At 40.3% G+C, this 16,721-nt stretch carries 18 protein-coding genes; 11 read left to right on the top strand and 7 right to left on the bottom strand.

The annotated features are described in order from the left end of the window. Positions 1–65: 65 nt before the first annotated feature. The 3 genes from V7K62_RS30225 to V7K62_RS30215 form a co-directional block, all read right to left on the bottom strand. Positions 66–422 (bottom strand): EamA family transporter, encoded by a 357-nt coding sequence (locus V7K62_RS30225; protein ID WP_334870751.1) that lies wholly within the window; start codon positions 420–422, stop codon positions 66–68. 32 nt (positions 423–454) lie between these two features. Beyond that, complete coding sequence (locus tag V7K62_RS30220; protein WP_334870749.1) at positions 455–844, bottom strand: DMT family transporter; 390 nt, start codon at positions 842–844, stop codon at positions 455–457. Between the two features lie 1,609 nt (positions 845–2,453). Then, positions 2,454–2,672, bottom strand: coding sequence for a hypothetical protein (locus V7K62_RS30215; protein ID WP_104907227.1), 219 nt, complete (start codon positions 2,670–2,672; stop codon positions 2,454–2,456). 521 nt (positions 2,673–3,193) lie between these two features. Here V7K62_RS30215 and V7K62_RS30210 point away from each other — a divergent pair. The 4 genes from V7K62_RS30210 to V7K62_RS30195 all read left to right on the top strand — a co-directional run bounded on the left by V7K62_RS30210 (position 3,194) and on the right by V7K62_RS30195 (position 6,774). Continuing rightward, complete coding sequence (locus V7K62_RS30210; protein ID WP_334870746.1) at positions 3,194–5,353, top strand: Tex family protein; 2,160 nt, start codon at positions 3,194–3,196, stop codon at positions 5,351–5,353. A 13-nt stretch (positions 5,354–5,366) separates the two neighbouring features. Then, complete coding sequence (locus tag V7K62_RS30205) at positions 5,367–5,708, top strand: 2Fe-2S iron-sulfur cluster-binding protein (protein ID WP_334870744.1); 342 nt, start codon at positions 5,367–5,369, stop codon at positions 5,706–5,708. Between the two features lie 347 nt (positions 5,709–6,055). Continuing rightward, entirely contained in the window at positions 6,056–6,457 is a 402-nt protein-coding gene (locus tag V7K62_RS30200; protein WP_334870742.1) for a phage holin family protein, read from the top strand. Positions 6,458–6,582: 125 nt separating this feature from the next. Beyond that, positions 6,583–6,774 (top strand): YqaE/Pmp3 family membrane protein, encoded by a 192-nt coding sequence (locus tag V7K62_RS30195; RefSeq protein ID WP_334870740.1) that lies wholly within the window; start codon positions 6,583–6,585, stop codon positions 6,772–6,774. 331 nt (positions 6,775–7,105) lie between these two features. Here the strand turns inward: V7K62_RS30195 and V7K62_RS30190 are convergent, their stop codons facing one another. Next, on the bottom strand, positions 7,106–7,927 hold the full coding sequence (locus V7K62_RS30190; RefSeq protein ID WP_334870738.1) for a histidine kinase: 822 nt from the start codon (positions 7,925–7,927) through the stop codon (positions 7,106–7,108). Positions 7,928–8,118: 191 nt separating this feature from the next. Here V7K62_RS30190 and V7K62_RS30185 point away from each other — a divergent pair, with 191 nt between their 5' ends. From V7K62_RS30185 to V7K62_RS30175, 3 genes are all read left to right on the top strand, one after another. Further along, the gene (locus V7K62_RS30185; protein WP_334870737.1) at positions 8,119–8,343 is read left to right on the top strand and encodes a hypothetical protein; all 225 of its coding nucleotides are present in this window, start codon (positions 8,119–8,121) and stop codon (positions 8,341–8,343) included. Positions 8,344–8,398: 55 nt separating this feature from the next. After that, a complete protein-coding gene (gene petJ / locus V7K62_RS30180) occupies positions 8,399–8,734 on the top strand; it encodes a cytochrome c6 PetJ (RefSeq protein ID WP_334870735.1) in 336 nt (111 codons plus the stop codon). A 140-nt stretch (positions 8,735–8,874) separates the two neighbouring features. Next, on the top strand, positions 8,875–9,894 hold the full coding sequence (locus V7K62_RS30175) for an aldo/keto reductase (protein ID WP_334870733.1): 1,020 nt from the start codon (positions 8,875–8,877) through the stop codon (positions 9,892–9,894). Positions 9,895–10,168: 274 nt separating this feature from the next. Here the strand turns inward: V7K62_RS30175 and V7K62_RS30170 are convergent, their stop codons facing one another. Beyond that, positions 10,169–10,642: a DUF4385 domain-containing protein gene (locus V7K62_RS30170; RefSeq protein ID WP_334870729.1), complete on the bottom strand. Its 474-nt coding sequence runs from the start codon at positions 10,640–10,642 to the stop codon at positions 10,169–10,171. 76 nt (positions 10,643–10,718) lie between these two features. Here V7K62_RS30170 and V7K62_RS30165 point away from each other — a divergent pair, with 76 nt between their 5' ends. After that, positions 10,719–11,186 carry a VOC family protein gene (locus V7K62_RS30165; protein WP_334870727.1) on the top strand — a complete coding sequence of 156 codons (468 nt, stop codon included), beginning with the start codon at positions 10,719–10,721 and terminating at the stop codon, positions 11,184–11,186. A 28-nt stretch (positions 11,187–11,214) separates the two neighbouring features. Then, on the top strand, positions 11,215–11,511 hold the full coding sequence (locus V7K62_RS30160; protein ID WP_442937354.1) for a hypothetical protein: 297 nt from the start codon (positions 11,215–11,217) through the stop codon (positions 11,509–11,511). A gap of 65 nt (positions 11,512–11,576) precedes the next feature. Here V7K62_RS30160 and V7K62_RS30155 read toward each other — a convergent pair whose 3' ends face one another. Together V7K62_RS30155 and V7K62_RS30150 are read right to left on the bottom strand one after the other, a co-directional pair. Further along, positions 11,577–12,266: a Uma2 family endonuclease gene (locus V7K62_RS30155; protein WP_334870725.1), complete on the bottom strand. Its 690-nt coding sequence runs from the start codon at positions 12,264–12,266 to the stop codon at positions 11,577–11,579. A 244-nt stretch (positions 12,267–12,510) separates the two neighbouring features. After that, positions 12,511–13,293, bottom strand: coding sequence for a class I SAM-dependent methyltransferase (locus tag V7K62_RS30150; protein ID WP_334870723.1), 783 nt, complete (start codon positions 13,291–13,293; stop codon positions 12,511–12,513). 6 nt (positions 13,294–13,299) lie between these two features. Here V7K62_RS30150 and V7K62_RS30145 point away from each other — a divergent pair, with 6 nt between their 5' ends. Together V7K62_RS30145 and V7K62_RS30140 are read left to right on the top strand one after the other, a co-directional pair. Next, positions 13,300–14,118 (top strand): class I SAM-dependent methyltransferase, encoded by an 819-nt coding sequence (locus V7K62_RS30145; RefSeq protein ID WP_334870721.1) that lies wholly within the window; start codon positions 13,300–13,302, stop codon positions 14,116–14,118. A gap of 205 nt (positions 14,119–14,323) precedes the next feature. Next, positions 14,324–16,588, top strand: a complete 2,265-nt coding sequence (locus tag V7K62_RS30140) for a cation:proton antiporter domain-containing protein (protein WP_334870719.1) — start codon at positions 14,324–14,326, stop codon at positions 16,586–16,588. Positions 16,589–16,721 lie beyond the last annotated feature (133 nt).

Raw genomic sequence — 16,721 nt, 5'->3', positions numbered from 1 at the left:
TGTTTTTGAGGATTATATTCAGAAATTATTAATATTAATAACCTGATTATTTCCCTATTAAGCTATTAATTTACAACTAGAATTACGCCACTTATAATAATGGAAATTCCTAACCACTGGCTAAACACAACCTCCTCTTTTAAAATATAGTGAGAAGCAATTGGTACAAGTGCATACATTAATCCTAAAACTGGAAACGCTTGACTTAAAGGAATTGTCCGCAATACATAAAGCCACAATATAGTCATAAATGCATAGCAGATAAACCAAATCAAAAAATAACGAGATAATAAGAGATTTTTGAGAGATCCGCTTTCTCCCTTAGTAGGGCTAGAAATGTGAAGTCCATACTTGAGTGAGAGTTGCGCTGTTGTTCCAAACAAAACGACAAGTATTAAATTTAGCCAAGTAAAGATACTCATTTTGCAATTTTGTGGTATAAATAACTATAAAATCATCTAAATTTTAACTTTTTGATCGGATTAACTACTAAAAGAATACCTATAAAAATAGTGATAACTCCTTCTATTCGAGTTCGTGTAATCACTTCATGAAAAAAGTAGTATGAACCGAAAAATATTCCCACATAATTTAAACTAGTCAGTGGATAAGCAATGCTCAACTTTACAGAGCGTAGAGCTAATATCCAATTTACTATTCCTAAGCAATAGACAGTAATAGCTAATGCTAATTGTTGAATAAATCCCCAAGTAAATACTCCCTCATTTGTACTACTCATGGTATGTTTCATCAGCAATTGCCCACAAATACTAAATACAATACTGACAAAGAGGATGATATAAGGAATTATTTTAAAGTCTGAAATTTGCGACATAGATTTCATAGTACTTTGCCTTAATCGAGATAGTGGGTATGAACCAGACAGTAAAAAGCCCGTTGTTTTGAACGTTTCATATCTCGGCAACACCTTCTCTGCAATTCGACCTCCACTTCAGTAAATAGACAACAAAATTAGGAAGGCTATGTTGAAGGGACTGATATCAAAATGACCGTTAAAGATCATGTCCTAGAGTTAGAAACTAAATACTATACAATTTCCAGGATGGTTGCTCTATCATCGCAGCGTTCGATATGATTCTGAGTAAAGCACGTTCAATTGTTTGACTGGGTTATACTCCCAAGCAAACCAGTTTTATTGCTTGGCAATTGGCACAATCAATTTAGAGTTTACCCAACTGTAAATTACAGATATTTTTCGTGCTAGCCAGTTTTGCTGCAATACTACTTTTAGTGAAACGATCGCAATATCTAGGTCATAGTGGATGCAGACATAGCGAAGTATGAGGGCAAAGCCCTCAAATTCTCTCTACACAAAGTTTAGCAGTGCGCTTAGGCGTAGCCCGTCGTAGACATCGCTGATGCTGAACTCCGATTCCACCCACATATTTAATAGATGCACCTAAACGAATAAAAATGGATTGCCAGAATTTTTGATTAATCCATTTATTAACTTTCATCAGTTGTATCCTGCTGTATAAATCTTGTTGAAGATACTATTGATCTTCTCAAGCTATAAAACCTAGCTGGATTGATAAATGTTCTCTATTTTCTCCATGAAAGTTGATTAATTTACTGATATATCATAAAATTTCTCCCGGCTCACAGATATATCTGTAATCTCGGCTGGCAATTAAGCCGATTCATAAAAATCTTTACTCAAATGGACTGTGTATACGTGTTATTTTTGGACATGAGAACACAATAAGTAATACAAGTCTGGTTGGCTGCATAAATCATAGAGAGATAGATGAATCAATCTACAGTAATGCGCTTTACAGGTTTATAGAAAATTTTACTGAATGTCCAAATGGAAACTTTTACACAAAATAACTAATGCAAATTAGCTTTGGCTAATTAACTTCGAGCTGAAGTTGCTTGGATTGAATTTGAGATATTTCTAAACTATTTAGTATTAGGTTTGCTTGATCCTTCCTCGTAATTTTAACTAGGGTTTTTTTCTCCAAATTTATTGTTACATGTAATTACTTACTAGAATACCACGATAAAGGCATGTTGCAAATTTATCGCTATACTTTATCAAAAATTTATCTACTGAAAATACACTTAAACAAAAACTTCATAAAATAAAAATTCTCCTCTATATGAATTTTTGTTTTGAAAATTTGTACATTTGATGAAGCAGTTTCTAGGTATTAAACTTCTAAAAGTAGGGACTTAGTATTAGACTCGATAAATGCAACGCTAAGAGTTTGCGAAAGCAAAATTGAAACTTGAATAGCAGTGCTTATACTGAACAATACAGCGCCAAAACTACATTAAATTACAGCAAGAATTTATAAATGACAATGGCGAGTCTGAATTTGTTTTCTATCTATCGACAAAAATCTCCATCCAAATTCAGATAGATTCAGACAGAACTAGTAGTTCGCCAAGTTTTCTCAGCGGGGTAGAGGTTTCTCTAGGTTGTTTTCCTATTGTTTGGACTCATTATCCTGCAAAAGTCTGTTGGTAATGACGAAGACAATGATTAACAATCCAAACTGAATCTGCCAAGGTGCTAATACTAGACTTAAAATCAAGCTAATAGCTGCAAATACACCTGCAAGATATGCAATTTCATCAGTACTCTTTTTGAAGAAGTAGCCAGTAGCTAAAGCAGTACATAGTGGTATCAAGAAAAACAAAGGCATTTTTATAACCTCTGAACTAAAGGTTGTAGTGTTTTTAGAACAAATTTTTTGGAAGTGTTGTTAATTCTACATCCAATAAGGTTTTAGCTACAACAGTCGCTCGAAATAAATATTATAGAAAGTCCAGATTACGCAACGTTCTATATTACGCCAATTGGAATAATTATTGTGACAGATGAAGCGCCTAAAAGCTTGACAGATCTTTTTTGTGTGGTCGATGGTATGCGTAGCAAGTTTTAAAAGTAGGTACGAGAAGTTACACCAAATCGCGTAGTGTTTAGGAACAGACAATTCCTTCCGGTGACGCTACTTTTGCCGTTTTCCCGACTCAGCTATACAAACTATTGTTCATCTACACAGATTGAAAAGGTTTAAAACTTGCGTAGGTGGGTTTTGTCTATTTCGCTAATTGCACTCTTGTGAGCAATCATAAGGTAAATTAGCTTAAAACTTTGGCCTTGCGCCAGGATAAGGATCTAGCATATTACCTTTAGAAGTAGCATTTTCATTTTAGACACCTAATGCTGAACATTCCTCAACTACTGGCAACTGAAATAAACCTCAAATCCCATCAGGTGCAAAACGCGCTGGAACTTTTGGCGGAGGGTGCAACAATTCCCTTTATTGCACGTTACCGCAAAGAGCGCACCGATGAGATGAATGAAGTGCAACTACGTGAACTGGCTGATCGATATACTTATTTAACAGAACTGGAAGAACGAAAATCGGTGATTTTAAGTGCGATCGCTCAACAAGGTAAACTTACAGATGAACTCAAAGCCAAAATCTCATCCTGCTTACAAAAAACCGAACTTGAGGATTTATACTTACCCTATCGACCAAAACGACGCACCCGCGCCACTATCGCCAGAGAGAAAGGACTCGAACCACTAGCAGAGTTCATCAAGTCGCTAAATCTCAAAAATGCTGCAACGGCTTCTCTGGAGGAAGCAGCAGCTAAGTATATTTCGGAAACCAAGGGAGTAAAAACAGCAGAAGAAGCACTCAAAGGTGCTGCTGATATTTTGGCGGAAGAAGTAGCTGAAAAAGCTGAGTTACGCGCATATATCCGCGACTATCTTTTAGCAGAAGGGGTATTTGTCTCCCGCATCAAAGATGATTATCCTGAAGGTACAACCAAATTTGAGATGTACCGTAACTATCAAATTCGGGTAAAAAATATTGCACCTCACAATATGCTGGCGTTGTGTCGGGGTGAAACTGAAAAAATATTAAGCTTTGAAATTGCTTTCGATGAGGATACGGTACTTTACTATCTGGAGTCGAAAGAAATTAAAACCAAAGTTCGGACAATTCGGGATTTTTATCAGGCGATGTTGAAGGATGCATTCAACCGCTTGATGAAAATCTCTCTCATGGGAGAGGTAATTTCTGAGAATAAAGTTTATGCAGACATAGAATCAATCAAAACATTTGAAACTAATCTGCGGGAGTTGCTGCTGTCTGCACCAGCAGGGATGAAACCCACGCTGGCGATAGACCCTGGATTTAGAACTGGATGTAAAGTTGCAGTCCTCGACCAAACTGGAAAATTTTTGGAATACCAAGCGGTATTTCCCCACCAAGCGGCTGAACAACGACTCAAAGCGGCACAAACTGTCAAAAATCTGATTGAAAAGTACAAAATTGAGTTAATCGCCATCGGTAACGGTACAGCGTCCCGCGAGACAGAGGAATTTGTCACGCAAATTTTAGAAACCATAGAACGCAAACCAGTTAAGGTAATGGTGAATGAGTCTGGCGCATCTATATATTCTGCGAGTACTGTAGCACTGGAAGAGTTTCCCGATTTAGATATTACTGTGCGTGGTGCGATTAGCATCGGTCGCCGTTTACAAGACCCTTTGGCAGAACTGGTGAAAATCGATCCCAAATCCATTGGTGTGGGACAATATCAGCACGATGTCGATCAGAAGTTGTTGAAAAAGAAATTGGATGACACTGTAGAAAGCTGCGTGAACTACGTCGGCGTAGACTTAAACACCGCTTCCAAAGAACTTCTGACATCCGTCTCTGGGATTACGGCAACAGTAGCTAATAATATTGTCAGCCATCGCAACCAGCATGGAGCCTTTAAAAATCGCCGACAACTGTTGAAAGTTGCCAAATTGGGGCCGAAAGCCTTTGAACAAGCAGCGGGTTTTCTGCGGATTCGCGGCGGTGACAACCCATTAGATAATACAGCAGTGCATCCAGAGAGTTATTCTGTAGTAGAAGCGATCGCATCTGATCTAAATGTGCCATTAAATCAGGTGACACAAATTGCCGAAAAACTCAAAAAGACCAACCTGAAGAAATACGTTACCGATAGCGTCGGCGAACCCACACTGCGAGACATTCTCAGCGAACTAGAAAAACCAGGTAGAGATCCTCGTGCTGAGTTTAAGTATGCCACCTTCAGAGAAGGAATTAAGGAAATCAGAGACTTAAAGGTGGGAATGGAACTAGAGGGAATTGTGACGAACGTCGCCAACTTCGGTGCCTTTGTCGATATCGGCGTACATCAAGATGGCTTGGTGCATATATCCCAACTTGCTGATAGATTTATAGACGATCCCAACAAAGTGGTCAAAGTTGGACAAGTAGTCAAAGTGCAGGTGTTAGAAATCAACGAGAAACTCAAACGGATTAGTTTGTCGATGAAAACAATTAAGCAATAATTAGAAACAACAGATGGCAGTTTATCAAGTTCGATTTATCAATCCTACACTTGGATTAGATCGCACCATTCCAGTACCAGATGATCAATATATTCTCGATATGGCGGAAGAAGCTGGTATCCGCCTCCCATCTGGGTGTAAACAAGGCGAATGTTCTGCGTGTATTGCGAAACTTATTAGTGGTAATGTTGATCAAAGTGAGCAAAAGTTTCTCCGTCCAAGCGAAATCCAGGCTGGTTATGTTGTTACTTGTGTAACTTACCCTTTGTCTGATTGCACTTTACAAACCCATCAAGAACAAGTCTTATATAAATCAGCCCTTTACTATAAGCCTGAGTCGGGAAAATCTGAGTGATTTTTGCGGTGTGACATTAAATTAATCTTAAATTTTAAGGGTGCGTTAAATTTGTTTAATGCACCCTTAAAAATATTGCAATACGTTAGACATCTCCACAAAGTAATATGCGTTATCCAGAACCCTTGTAGAGACGTAGCACTGCTACGTCTCTACTCCTATGTCTAAATGTATGGGTGTAGAGATGTGCGCCCATACGATGTATTGAGAACCCATGTAGTTTTCTCAATGATAGACCTAATGGTAGAAGGAAATTCTATCTTGCAAGAGAGGTGAAACCCTAGCAGATAGTTAAAGATGATATAAGAAGTTGTAAACAAAACATCTCTAGTTATTAGGTAAAAACAATGTTGACTCCATTTTTAACCGCCCTAGCCACAGCTTTGAGCCTGTTGATTGTTGATTTAGTTGTTCCAGGCGTTAATATTGCTAATTTCCCCGCAGCTTTAATTGCCGCTTTAGTAATTGGTCTAATTAACGGTTCAGTTAAACCAGTTCTGTCTGCTCTTTCTCTGCCACTTAACTTTCTCTCATTTGGAGCATTTTCGCTCATCGTCAACGGTTTGTGTTTCTGGTTAGCAGCAGTGCTAGTTCCTGGGTTCGCAGTTCGCGGAATTATTGGTTTCATTCTCGGTCCAGTAATTCTAACTTTTGCTAACACCTTCATTAACAACTACTTTGTTGAAAGAAACCTTTTAACTAGTGGTGGTGATGTAAAGAATCAAGCTGAATTACCTTCTTCTAGATAAGTTAGAAGGAGTATAAGTGCCAGTTAGATCACGTTTCTAGCCTACATAAAATCTCCGAAGGTGGATTTCCTAATTCGCCATCCGCAAATGAATGTAATTAAACAAAATCACAAAGTTGTAACATCATGAAATTAGTTCGTTTTCTTCTAGGTTTGTTAGTTCCCCCGTTAGGCGTTTTCTTGACAGTTGGAGTTGGCCCGACTCTGTTTATCAACATTTTGCTAACAGTTCTAGGCTGGCTTCCCGGTAGTATTCATGCAATTTGGGTTATCGCCAAGCATGAAGAACAAGTTAATCAAGAAGGACGTATTTACTAATACGCAAGATTAATTTTAGGGACTTCTAATTAAGTAGGGTGCGTTAGGTGTTACACCGTAACGCACCACTTTTTATGTATGCAATCTGCCGTTAAAACCTCGTTTCCAGTCTCTGGCTGGAAATGTACCTCATTGCGGTTCTGCCGCAAGTCAAGAGGCGGAGCCTCTCATTATGCATTCCCAGTCAGAGACTGAGAACGAGATATTTTTCCTAATTACAGTAGAGGCGTACAGATGTGCGCCCCGACTGTAATTAAATTTTATCAACAAACTAAAATAGGGTGGAAATTGCCCACCCTAGTTTTCTAAGTCAATTAAACGCCAAAGCAGTCTATTTATGAATAGTCTCCCGTTCTTTATCAGCAGGTTCTTTATCTTTGAACAAGTCAGCTGCGGTTAAGAGTAAGTCTCTTAACGTTTGTTTGATTTGGCGCTCTTTTCTTGCTAGAGAGGTACCAGCTTCACCCAGTTTATCTTCTAGTTGCGATCGCTTTTCTTCTACCTGCACAGCCATAGATTCTGCTTGAGGACGAGCTTTATCATACCAGTGTTTAGCCTCGTCTAGATAATCTTGAACTTCCATAGAACGTCCGCCATAGCGTGCAGCTAAGTTAGCTCGAACAATGGCTAGCTGCGCTTGCAGTTGCGCGTAACGTTTCTTTAACAATCCTACTTCATCACTATCTTTAATAGCATTGACAGCAGAATCAATTGCAGTTTTGGTACTCGCAGGTCTTTCCTTACCCGTCTCTTCAATCTCTGCCAAGATTACATCAACCTCTTGCTGGAGTTGTTCTTCTTCACCATCCAGTTGAGCCTGTAGCCGCTTTATATCTATCTGAGTTTTAGCAATGTTTTCGTGTCTTTGACTATTAATTCCTTCCAGCGCTCCTTCAATCGAAGCTGTCACTTCATCTTTGAGTTCGGTACCTTTTTCTTTGAGTTCGCTACCTTTTTCTTGGAAGTTTTCAATTACAGCAGAAACTGCATCTCTCACAATGCTACGAACTTCACTAGAACCTTGTTTAAACTCAGACGCCACTTGAGAAACTGCGGATTTTACAATTTCTCGAATCCGGTCAGTTCTTAATTGTCCGGTTTCTTTAGCTTGTTGCAGGTCTGCTTGAATTTGTTGTTTGATATTGTTAGGCATTTTCAACTCTTGGGATTTAACTAATTTGGATAAAATTATCTAGAGATGTTCCTACACACACATTATGGCGTAGCCTGATTGAGCTAGGCACTTCCTTTAGATAGAAAATTCCAGTCCCAAAGAGGTGATGTGTAGCATGTTGCCGATTTGTGAGATGATGAATATTTAGTGGTAGTAATTGAGAGTGATATATGTGGCGAGTAAATATTACTTGTTCGGGTGATGCCTGGAAGCTTTATGGTACTGATTTTAAAGCGATCGCAGCGAAATATCAAGGTGAATTGATTGGTTCCAAAAAAATGCCAGATGGTACACGCATCATGTCCTATAAAATTGAGGATGTTAGCGATGCAGAGGCTTTTCAAGAAGATTGTGCAAATTTTGCGGGATTTACAACTGACTTTGAATCCCTCTAGTATTGGTTATGATACTTATGCCTGCAACCAGTATGTCAACATCTGGAGAAGTTAATTGAAAAAACTACTCACATTAGTATTAGTAACGTTTTGGTTATTCATCAGTACTTTTACTTTACCTGCAAGTGCAGCAGACACAGTTAATGGTGAACAAATATTTAGTATTCATTGTGCTGGTTGTCATATCAACGGTAACAACATAATCAGGCGAGGTAAAAATCTTAAAAAGCAAGCCCTGAAAAAGTATGGTATGGATTCAATAGAGGCAGTTACATCTATAGTTACCAATGGTAAAAATAATATGTCAGCCTACAAAAAGCGTCTTACTGAACAGCAAATTCAAGACGTTGCTGCTTACGTTCTCGAACAAGCTGAAAAAGGCTGGCGTTAGAAAGTTAGGAATTGGGAGTTAAGACTTTAGTAGTTATTAACTCTTACAGTCCGAAATCATTCATAATAAAATGAAGAAGGCTGTAAAAACCCGCTTGTCAACTCACTAATCATTAACTCTTCTCACTCCTAAACTTGAAAATGAACTTACCCGTAGCTAGCCGTCTCCAATTCACTCCTGATTTAAACATCTGCCGCATCTTAAATGGTATGTGGCAAGTCTCTGGCGCACACGGAAGGATTAGTCCCCAAGCTGCCATTGAGACTATGTTTCAATATTTAGATGCAGGTTTTACTACTTGGGATTTAGCAGATCATTATGGCCCGGCAGAAGATTTTATTGGTGAGTTTCGCTGTCAACTAATTGATACTCGTGGGAAAGATGCTTTATCTCAGGTGCAGGCTTTTACAAAATGGGTGCCTCGTCCAGGCAAAATGACGAAAAAACTTGTCGAGGAAAATATTGATATTTCCCTGAGAAGGATGAATGTGCAATCGTTAGATTTGATGCAATTTCATTGGTGGGAATATCAGGATAAAAATTACCTGGATGCCCTCAAATATATGGCAGAACTTCAGACTGAGGGTAAAATTAAGCATCTAGGTTTAACTAATTTTGACACGGAAAACTTGAAGATTATTACCGAAGCAGGTATCAAAATAGTTTCTAACCAAGTACAATTTTCCCTTGTTGATCGCCGTCCCGAAGTTAATATGGTGCAGTTTTGTCAAAAGCATGACATAAAGCTTTTTACTTACGGTACACTGTGCGGCGCTTTGTTATCAGAAAACTATTTGGGTAAACCGGAACCGCGAGGAATTGATCTAGCTACTGCTAGTTTGAAAAAATATAAAAATATGATCGATGCTTGGGGTGGTTGGCAATTATTTCAAGAGTTGCTGGCTATCCTGAAGGAAATTGGTAATAAGCATGGGGTAAGCATTTCCAACGTAGCGGTGCGTTACATTTTAGATCAGCCAACTGTGGGAGGTGTGATAGTTGGTGCTAGACTTGGCGTATCTGAACATATAGAAGATAACGCTAAAGTATTTAGTTTTAGTTTAGATGCTGACGATCGCGATCGCATCAATGCAGTATCTCGCCAATCACGCGATTTATATCAGCTAATCGGCGATTGTGGCGACGAATATCGGCGATAATACGGTGAAGGTTACTGTGGAAACCTCACTTCTATTTCTCTCTCCTTTTAGGGGATAGACTTTGAATTTTACCCCTTACCGCGTCGGAAAGGAGGTTAGGGGGTTAGGTTTTCGGTGGACTTTTCCACATAACGTGAAAAGTCAGAAATGCGATCGCGTTAATCTAAAATTAGTTGGTGACAATACCACGTTCACGAGGATCAAAGACTCATTCACAAGTCTTCAAGAGCAACACGAAGATGATCGCAAAAATAAGTTTCAACTTGACAGACAGCTAATCTACTTTATACATCTGCTTATGCTTGGCTAAAAGCTCTTGATATTTATCATTTGTCTTTGCTTGTATCCACTTGGCTTTAAATATTGCTGCTGATTCCGCTTTCACTGGGTCTACTTCATAAGGAAGAATTTCTTTTTTGGAACCGGAACCTTCCGAATTTTGTTTATACTTTCTGCCGCTTTTATGATTAGCATAACGGCGAGAGCGAGTATAACCCATTTGGATAAATTTCCGTGCCATATCTGCGCCGACAAAATCATTTTTATCTAAATAATCAAGAAAAATCTCGTAGATTTTTTCACTCGACTCTCTAGCAATCTCAGGAGTTTTGAACCGCCAGTAAGGAAGGATTTCTGATTTGTATGGTTCTACCAAAAGCACACCCTGCTCACCCTTGCCAACACGATAGAGTTCCGGGTGTTGGCGAAAATCGATATTTTTAAAGTCTAAAGAATAATCAAAAGCCATGATAGATTTTTATTAGGAATAGTAAACTTTAAAAAAAAGTTCAACTTCTATCGTAGTATTGAGATTTTATTTGATTATGCTATCTAGCACCCAATCAGTGAACAGTGTCCTTGCGCCAGGAAATCTGCGTAAAGTGCATCACATTGCCCTCAACGTCCAGGATATGCAAGCGTCCCGCTACTTTTATGGCACTATCTTGGGTTTGCACGAACTCACAGGGGACGAAGTACCCGCAACTCTGGTGGAACTTGTCGCATCTGGGAAAGTAGCCAACTTCATCACCCCGGATGGTACAATTCTAGATTTATTTGGGGAACCACAATTATCACCACCAAATCCAGACCCAGAAAAGACCTTCACCAGAGCGTACCATCTAGCCTTTGACATCGATCCGCAGTTATTCGATCGCGCGGTGACAGTGATCGGAGAAAATAAAATAGCGATCGCATACGGCCCAGTCACTCGTCCTACTGGTAGAGGAGTGTATTTTTACGATCCAGATGGCTTTATGATTGAAATTCGTTGCGATCCAGAAGCTAGTTAACTTAAGGGTAATAACAAAAGTATCTACTATGACCGCGAAACTCATACAAAGATTTCAATTAATTGAAGACACAATCACAAAACCGCCAATTCCACACGAACCATACAAGCAATCATTGAAAGCCTGGGCGATGTATTGTTTGCGAGACAAAGGTTTTATAGTCGTTTATGCTCAAAATGCCGACTTTGCCATTGAAACTAAAGGCGCAGAAAAGCTATATTTTAAAGTTTCAAATAGCCCCGATGATTTAGATAATTCTATTAGCTGGATTGTTTGGGATAGTGCAACAAAAAGCGCCAGCCTCATTCCCCAAAAAATAGACTGATGTCAAAATCTTCATCAAATCTTTTCCTGAGTCTTTAACTATTCTGACTCCTGAATTCTGATTAACTATCTTCCTTCCCCAGACAACTGCTGCACAAATATTTGATGTTCTGGCGAATTTAATCCCAACTGCAATACAGTCAATACTTGCTGCATATTGCCAGCAAGTAAATCTGACATTGATAACCACAAACCAGGAAATACTTGACTTTTGATAATTCCATCCGCATCCACTTCTAAAGACATATATTCTCCTTGTTCCAGGCGAAACCAATCTAATCTATTTTCAAATATTTGCCAAATAATGTATTCTTTTACCCCATTACGGCCATAGACTTTTTTCTTGTCATGTAAATCAATAGCAACACTGCTAGCTGCTATCTCTATTACGAGTTCTGGCGCACCTTCGATGTAATCATCATGACTCAAACGAGATTGTCCTTGAGATGTTGGCGTTATTAATAGCACTCCATCGGGTTGCGGTTCATTGTCTCGATCTAAGCGGACTGTTGGCTCAATTCCCAATCTCACACCAGGGGTTGATGCTTCATAAACTCCTAACCAAGTGATTGTATGACCATGTGGTTCAGCATGACTTTCAAAGCGTAATGGGGATGCCAAGTATACAACTCCTTCAATTAATTCTGCCTTTTGATGACGGGACATTGCTTGATAGCGTCGTTCAAATTCGTAGCGAGTCAGGCGATCGCCATTTTCTAAAGGGGGAATTCGCTGCTTGAGTGATAGGTTGACCATGATTTTCTGCTCTGGCAAGGAGTCTTACTTTATTATGACTTAGAGGATGAATGAACAAGTCCTGTTGTTGGTAGCAAAAAGTTTTAGATCCCCCTAAATCCCCCGATAAATTGGGGGACTTTAAGAAGTTTTCCCCCCTTTTTAAGGGGGGCTAGGGGGGATCAAGATGTGCTGAAAATCACAGCTAACCACTTTTAAAACAACCTCTTAGTGCATATTTTTCTACAGACCTACCGCCCAAGCCTCATTTTGTCACTAAATCGCTATAATCAGGTTTCTCAAAGACCATTAAATGCTGTTCAGGTAACAAATTTTTAGTTTCCCGCCAAACTAAACCAACAGCTTGCATTTCTTTACGGACTTGCTTTTGAGTCATTTTGTGGAGTTTTTTAATCATAATAAAGGGATTTTCACGCCGGTACTCAACCAAAACCACCCGACCACCTGGTTTAAGTCCTTTCACAATTCCTTGCATCACTTCTTGGGGATACTCAAGTTCATGATAAGCATCCACCATCAGAGCTAAATTGACACTTTCAGGTGGTAAGTTCGGGTCGGTAAGGGTTGCCAAAACAGGCTCAACATTGGTGATATTTTTCTCTTTTTTGAACAAATCAATGATTTCTAACATTTCTGGCTGAACATCTACAGCCAACACCTTACCTGCTGTTAATAACGGCGCGATGCGAAAGCTTAAGTAACCTGTACCAGCACCAATATCCGCCACCACATCATTAGGTTTCAGATTGAGGACATTGACTACCTTGCTTGGCTGTTCTTCTCCCTCTCGGCTTGGACGTTCTAGCCAGCTGGCGCCCGTATATCCCATAACTTTGGCAATTTCTCGCCCCATATAATATTTGCCGATCCCATCTGGACTATGGATTATCCGTTGTTCGTAAACAGCGTAGGCGTATCCCGTCGTAGACATCGCACCAGTCGCGGCTTGTGCTGTCAGGGTTGGGTTCAGCAGTGAGCAACTCAATATCACAACAAGAGTTACTATAAAGTGGAGAAAATTTGACATTTGGTTATGACTGATTTAGATAGTTATAAGCAGCAACTAAAAGAATTTTATGGTAGTAGAACGACTTATGACCATGAAGAAGGTACTCGCCATCCTCTAGAAGCCAAGATTCTACTTGAATTTGTGACGCTACATTCGGGACAGAAAATCCTTGATGTGGCGACTGGAACAGGTTTAGTTGCAATTCCTGCATCTGAAAAAGTTGGTTCAGAGGGCTATGTGATTGGAATTGACATGACCCCTGGAATGTTGCATCAAGCAAGACAAAAAATTGCAACAGCAAGATTACAAAACATCGAGTTGATTGAGGCAGATGCAGAAGATTTCAACTTTAGTGATAGTAGTTTTGATGTTGTCTTTTGCTGCGAGGCAATTGTACTTTTTCCTGATATCCTTGCTACTTTGCAAAAGTGGTATCGCTTCTTGAAAACAGGAGGGTTTGTGGCATTTACCTGTCCTCCCGAAACTGCTTTTATGGCATTTCTTCAGCAGAGGATCTACGCTAGAGTTTTAGGCGTATCGCTACCACATATCCTTGAACCACTTGGGACTCCCGAAAAATGTCGAAATTTGCTCAATCAAGCAGGTTTTAGAGATATCGAAATTAAGATTGAGCCATCAGGACGTTATCGCCCTCTTAGGGATAACAGATTATCTATGACAGCAATTAATATAAATTTTAAAGGTAATCCACTGCTGTCAAAATTATCACCAGAGCAATTAAATCAGTTGCATGTTGAGTACAAAGCAGAAATTGAGAAACTAGCAACCGAACAAGGTATTTGGGAAGACACTACAAAATTCTTTGTTCGCGCTCGAAAATAAGTCTCAATGAATACTAGCCCTAGCGATTGGAAATCGCCCAATTACTTTTCAAACAACCTCTTCGGGCGATCGCGCATGATAATCTTGCCGTTAATTAAGAATGACAATGACAGTTTAAGCTCCTAGACCGATGTAAAAGTAAACATTTTCAGGATTTACTTGAACAACCGCTTAAAAATTTGTAATCCAACCTTTGGACGCTTATATGCAAAACCTGTCCCTAATGTTAGTGCCTGTACTCGCTGCACAGAAAGTAGCAGGTGACGGTGTAATTAAACCTCTCGGTCATCATGAACTGCTATTGGTGCTGGTGCAACTGTCACTATTGCTTCTGGTAGCGCGGGGATTAGGTGAGTTGATGCGCCGGATTAACCTACCGCCTGTTGTTGGGGAATTACTGGCGGGTGTGGTGCTTGGCCCTTCTCTATTTGGTTTGCTGCTTCCAGACTTACAAGCGCTGATCTTTCCCAAAAGTCAAGAACAGTCTAATTTACTTTCGGTGATTTCTTGGTTAGGCGTGTTATTTTTGCTGATTGTGACTGGGTTGGAGACGGATCTCAAGCTGATTCTTCGTAAGGGTAAAACGGCTCTGCTGATTTCACTAGGCGGAATTATTGTCCCGTTTATCACCGGATTTGGACTGGGCTGGCTATTACCAGATAGTTTTTTAGCCGACCCAGATAAGCGACTGGTATTTAGTCTATTTATCGCCACAGCAATGAGTATTTCGGCAGTACCAGTGATTGCTAAGGTGCTGATGGACTTAAACCTGATTCGCCGTGACATTGGTCAAGTTACCTTAGCTGCTGGGATGACTGACGACACCATCGGCTGGATTTTACTTTCTGTGGTTTCAGGTTTAGCTAGTAGCGGCAAATTTGACCTTGGGACAATTTTCCATTCTGTGAGTGCAGCGGTATTGTTTCTAGCGATCGCTTTCACAATCGGGCGTACCATTGTAGATCAGATTTTGCGGTGGGTTGATGACTACGTTGGCGGAATTGCCGCTAGTATATCGGTTGTGCTGATTCTTTCCCTCTCGGCAGCAGCACTTACCCACGCATTAGGTCTAGAAGCAGCATTAGGTGCTTTCGTGCTGGGGATTCTGGCAGGTCAATCCCGCCGCTTTAGCAATGAAGCGGGACATCTGTTAGAAGTCTTCACAGCAGCCTTTCTCGCGCCAATTTTCTTTGCCTCAGCTGGCTTGAAAGTTAATTTACTAACTCTGTTAGTCCCTCAAACGTTGATATTTGGCTTGATTGTTCTGGCTGTTGCCTGTGTTGGCAAATTTACAGGTGCTTACCTTGGTTCTCGCGTCGGTGGCTTGAGTCACTGGGAAGGTTTGGCGATGGGTTCGGGGATGAATGCTCGCGGGGCGATGGAAATTGTCGTTGCCACCATTGGTTTATCTTTGGGAGTGCTGAATCCCCAGATGTACTCGATTATTGTCATGGTAGCGATCGTTACTTCCCTAATGGCTCCACCCCTGCTGCGCTGGACTTTATCAAAAGTGGTTATGGGTGAAGAGGAAGCTCGACGTTTGGAACAAGAAGAACAGGATAGCCGCAGCTTTATCAAGCAGATTCAGCGTGTCTTAATACCTACTAGTGGTGGCCCCAATATCCAACTCGCGGCGCAACTAGTCGGTTACATGGCTCACCAAAACTCGATAGAAGTTACATCTCTATATGCCCTGAGTGATAAGCAGCCTCAAAACAAAGCCCGCCGAATGGAGGCAACCCAAGTTAAAGATACCACCGCCGAGCAAGCTCTAGCTTCTGTCACTGAGGAAATGCAGTTACCTGCTGATACCGCCCTGCAAACAAAAACTGAGTCTGGGCGTAATAAAGTGGAGGTAATTCTGAATGAAGCGAACAAAAACTATGACTTGATTGTACTGGGAGCTTCTGAACAGATAAGGCCCCAAAAAGCATTGTTCAATTTGCTTGTTGACCGGGTTGTTCAAGAAGCGCCTTGTGCAACAATGGTGGTGAAGTCGCACCTACCCCAACCCAAAGGCGAGATATGCAACATCGCTCAACAACAGCTGAAAAAGATTCTGGTGCCAACGGTGGGGACAGAATACAGCAAAAATGCCGTAGAGATGGCAAGTACGATCGCAGCTCAAACCGGGGCATTAGTGATGATCGTTAATGTGATTAATTTGCCACAGGTTGAGTATATTCTTTACGAACAGCGATCGCTAGCTCCAGTGAAAGAAATTGCCCATGATATGCTCGAACAGCAAGCAGCAATTGGCCGCAATCTGGGTGCTGATGTCAAAACTTATATTCTTCAAGGAACCAGCCCAGAAAGGGAAATCCTCAAGTTTGCCAAAACCCAGGAAGTTAACCTAATTATTCTGGGGAGTAATATCCGAATGGTTACGGGTCGCGTTTTCTTCGGTCATAGAGTCGATGCAATTCTGAGTAAAGCCCATTGCCCAGTAGCAGTAATTACTGTGCCATAGTTGTTCTCAGCTTAGATACATTTATTTAATAGACATTGCAGTAAAAAAGAATGTAGAGACGTAGCAATGCTATGTCTCTACAATGCTTCTGGATAATGCATATTTAATTTCACCAGATGTCTAATGATTTGGC

The organism is Nostoc sp. (assembly GCF_036917935.1).
In the GTDB taxonomy this organism is placed as follows: Bacteria; Cyanobacteriota; Cyanobacteriia; order Cyanobacteriales; family Nostocaceae; genus Nostoc.
The sequence above is the reverse complement of the archived record's forward strand: the minus strand, read 5'-3'. Positions and strand labels throughout refer to the sequence as shown.

What these genes read in the sequence shown, in the direction of transcription:
- V7K62_RS30225 (WP_334870751.1), bottom strand. Translation starts at nt 422, where the DNA reads ATGAGTATCTTTACTTGGCTAAATTTAATACTTGTCGTTTTGTTTGGA.
- V7K62_RS30220 (WP_334870749.1), bottom strand. Translation starts at nt 844, where the DNA reads ATGAAATCTATGTCGCAAATTTCAGACTTTAAAATAATTCCTTATATC.
- V7K62_RS30215 (WP_104907227.1), bottom strand. Translation starts at nt 2,672, where the DNA reads ATGCCTTTGTTTTTCTTGATACCACTATGTACTGCTTTAGCTACTGGC.
- V7K62_RS30210 (WP_334870746.1), top strand. Translation starts at nt 3,194, where the DNA reads ATGCTGAACATTCCTCAACTACTGGCAACTGAAATAAACCTCAAATCC.
- V7K62_RS30205 (WP_334870744.1), top strand. Translation starts at nt 5,367, where the DNA reads ATGGCAGTTTATCAAGTTCGATTTATCAATCCTACACTTGGATTAGAT.
- V7K62_RS30200 (WP_334870742.1), top strand. Translation starts at nt 6,056, where the DNA reads ATGTTGACTCCATTTTTAACCGCCCTAGCCACAGCTTTGAGCCTGTTG.
- V7K62_RS30195 (WP_334870740.1), top strand. Translation starts at nt 6,583, where the DNA reads ATGAAATTAGTTCGTTTTCTTCTAGGTTTGTTAGTTCCCCCGTTAGGC.
- V7K62_RS30190 (WP_334870738.1), bottom strand. Translation starts at nt 7,927, where the DNA reads ATGCCTAACAATATCAAACAACAAATTCAAGCAGACCTGCAACAAGCT.
- V7K62_RS30185 (WP_334870737.1), top strand. Translation starts at nt 8,119, where the DNA reads ATGTGGCGAGTAAATATTACTTGTTCGGGTGATGCCTGGAAGCTTTAT.
- V7K62_RS30175 (WP_334870733.1), top strand. Translation starts at nt 8,875, where the DNA reads ATGAACTTACCCGTAGCTAGCCGTCTCCAATTCACTCCTGATTTAAAC.
- V7K62_RS30170 (WP_334870729.1), bottom strand. Translation starts at nt 10,642, where the DNA reads ATGGCTTTTGATTATTCTTTAGACTTTAAAAATATCGATTTTCGCCAA.
- V7K62_RS30165 (WP_334870727.1), top strand. Translation starts at nt 10,719, where the DNA reads ATGCTATCTAGCACCCAATCAGTGAACAGTGTCCTTGCGCCAGGAAAT.
- V7K62_RS30160 (WP_442937354.1), top strand. Translation starts at nt 11,215, where the DNA reads ATGACCGCGAAACTCATACAAAGATTTCAATTAATTGAAGACACAATC.
- V7K62_RS30155 (WP_334870725.1), bottom strand. Translation starts at nt 12,266, where the DNA reads ATGGTCAACCTATCACTCAAGCAGCGAATTCCCCCTTTAGAAAATGGC.
- V7K62_RS30150 (WP_334870723.1), bottom strand. Translation starts at nt 13,293, where the DNA reads ATGTCAAATTTTCTCCACTTTATAGTAACTCTTGTTGTGATATTGAGT.
- V7K62_RS30145 (WP_334870721.1), top strand. Translation starts at nt 13,300, where the DNA reads ATGACTGATTTAGATAGTTATAAGCAGCAACTAAAAGAATTTTATGGT.
- V7K62_RS30140 (WP_334870719.1), top strand. Translation starts at nt 14,324, where the DNA reads ATGCAAAACCTGTCCCTAATGTTAGTGCCTGTACTCGCTGCACAGAAA.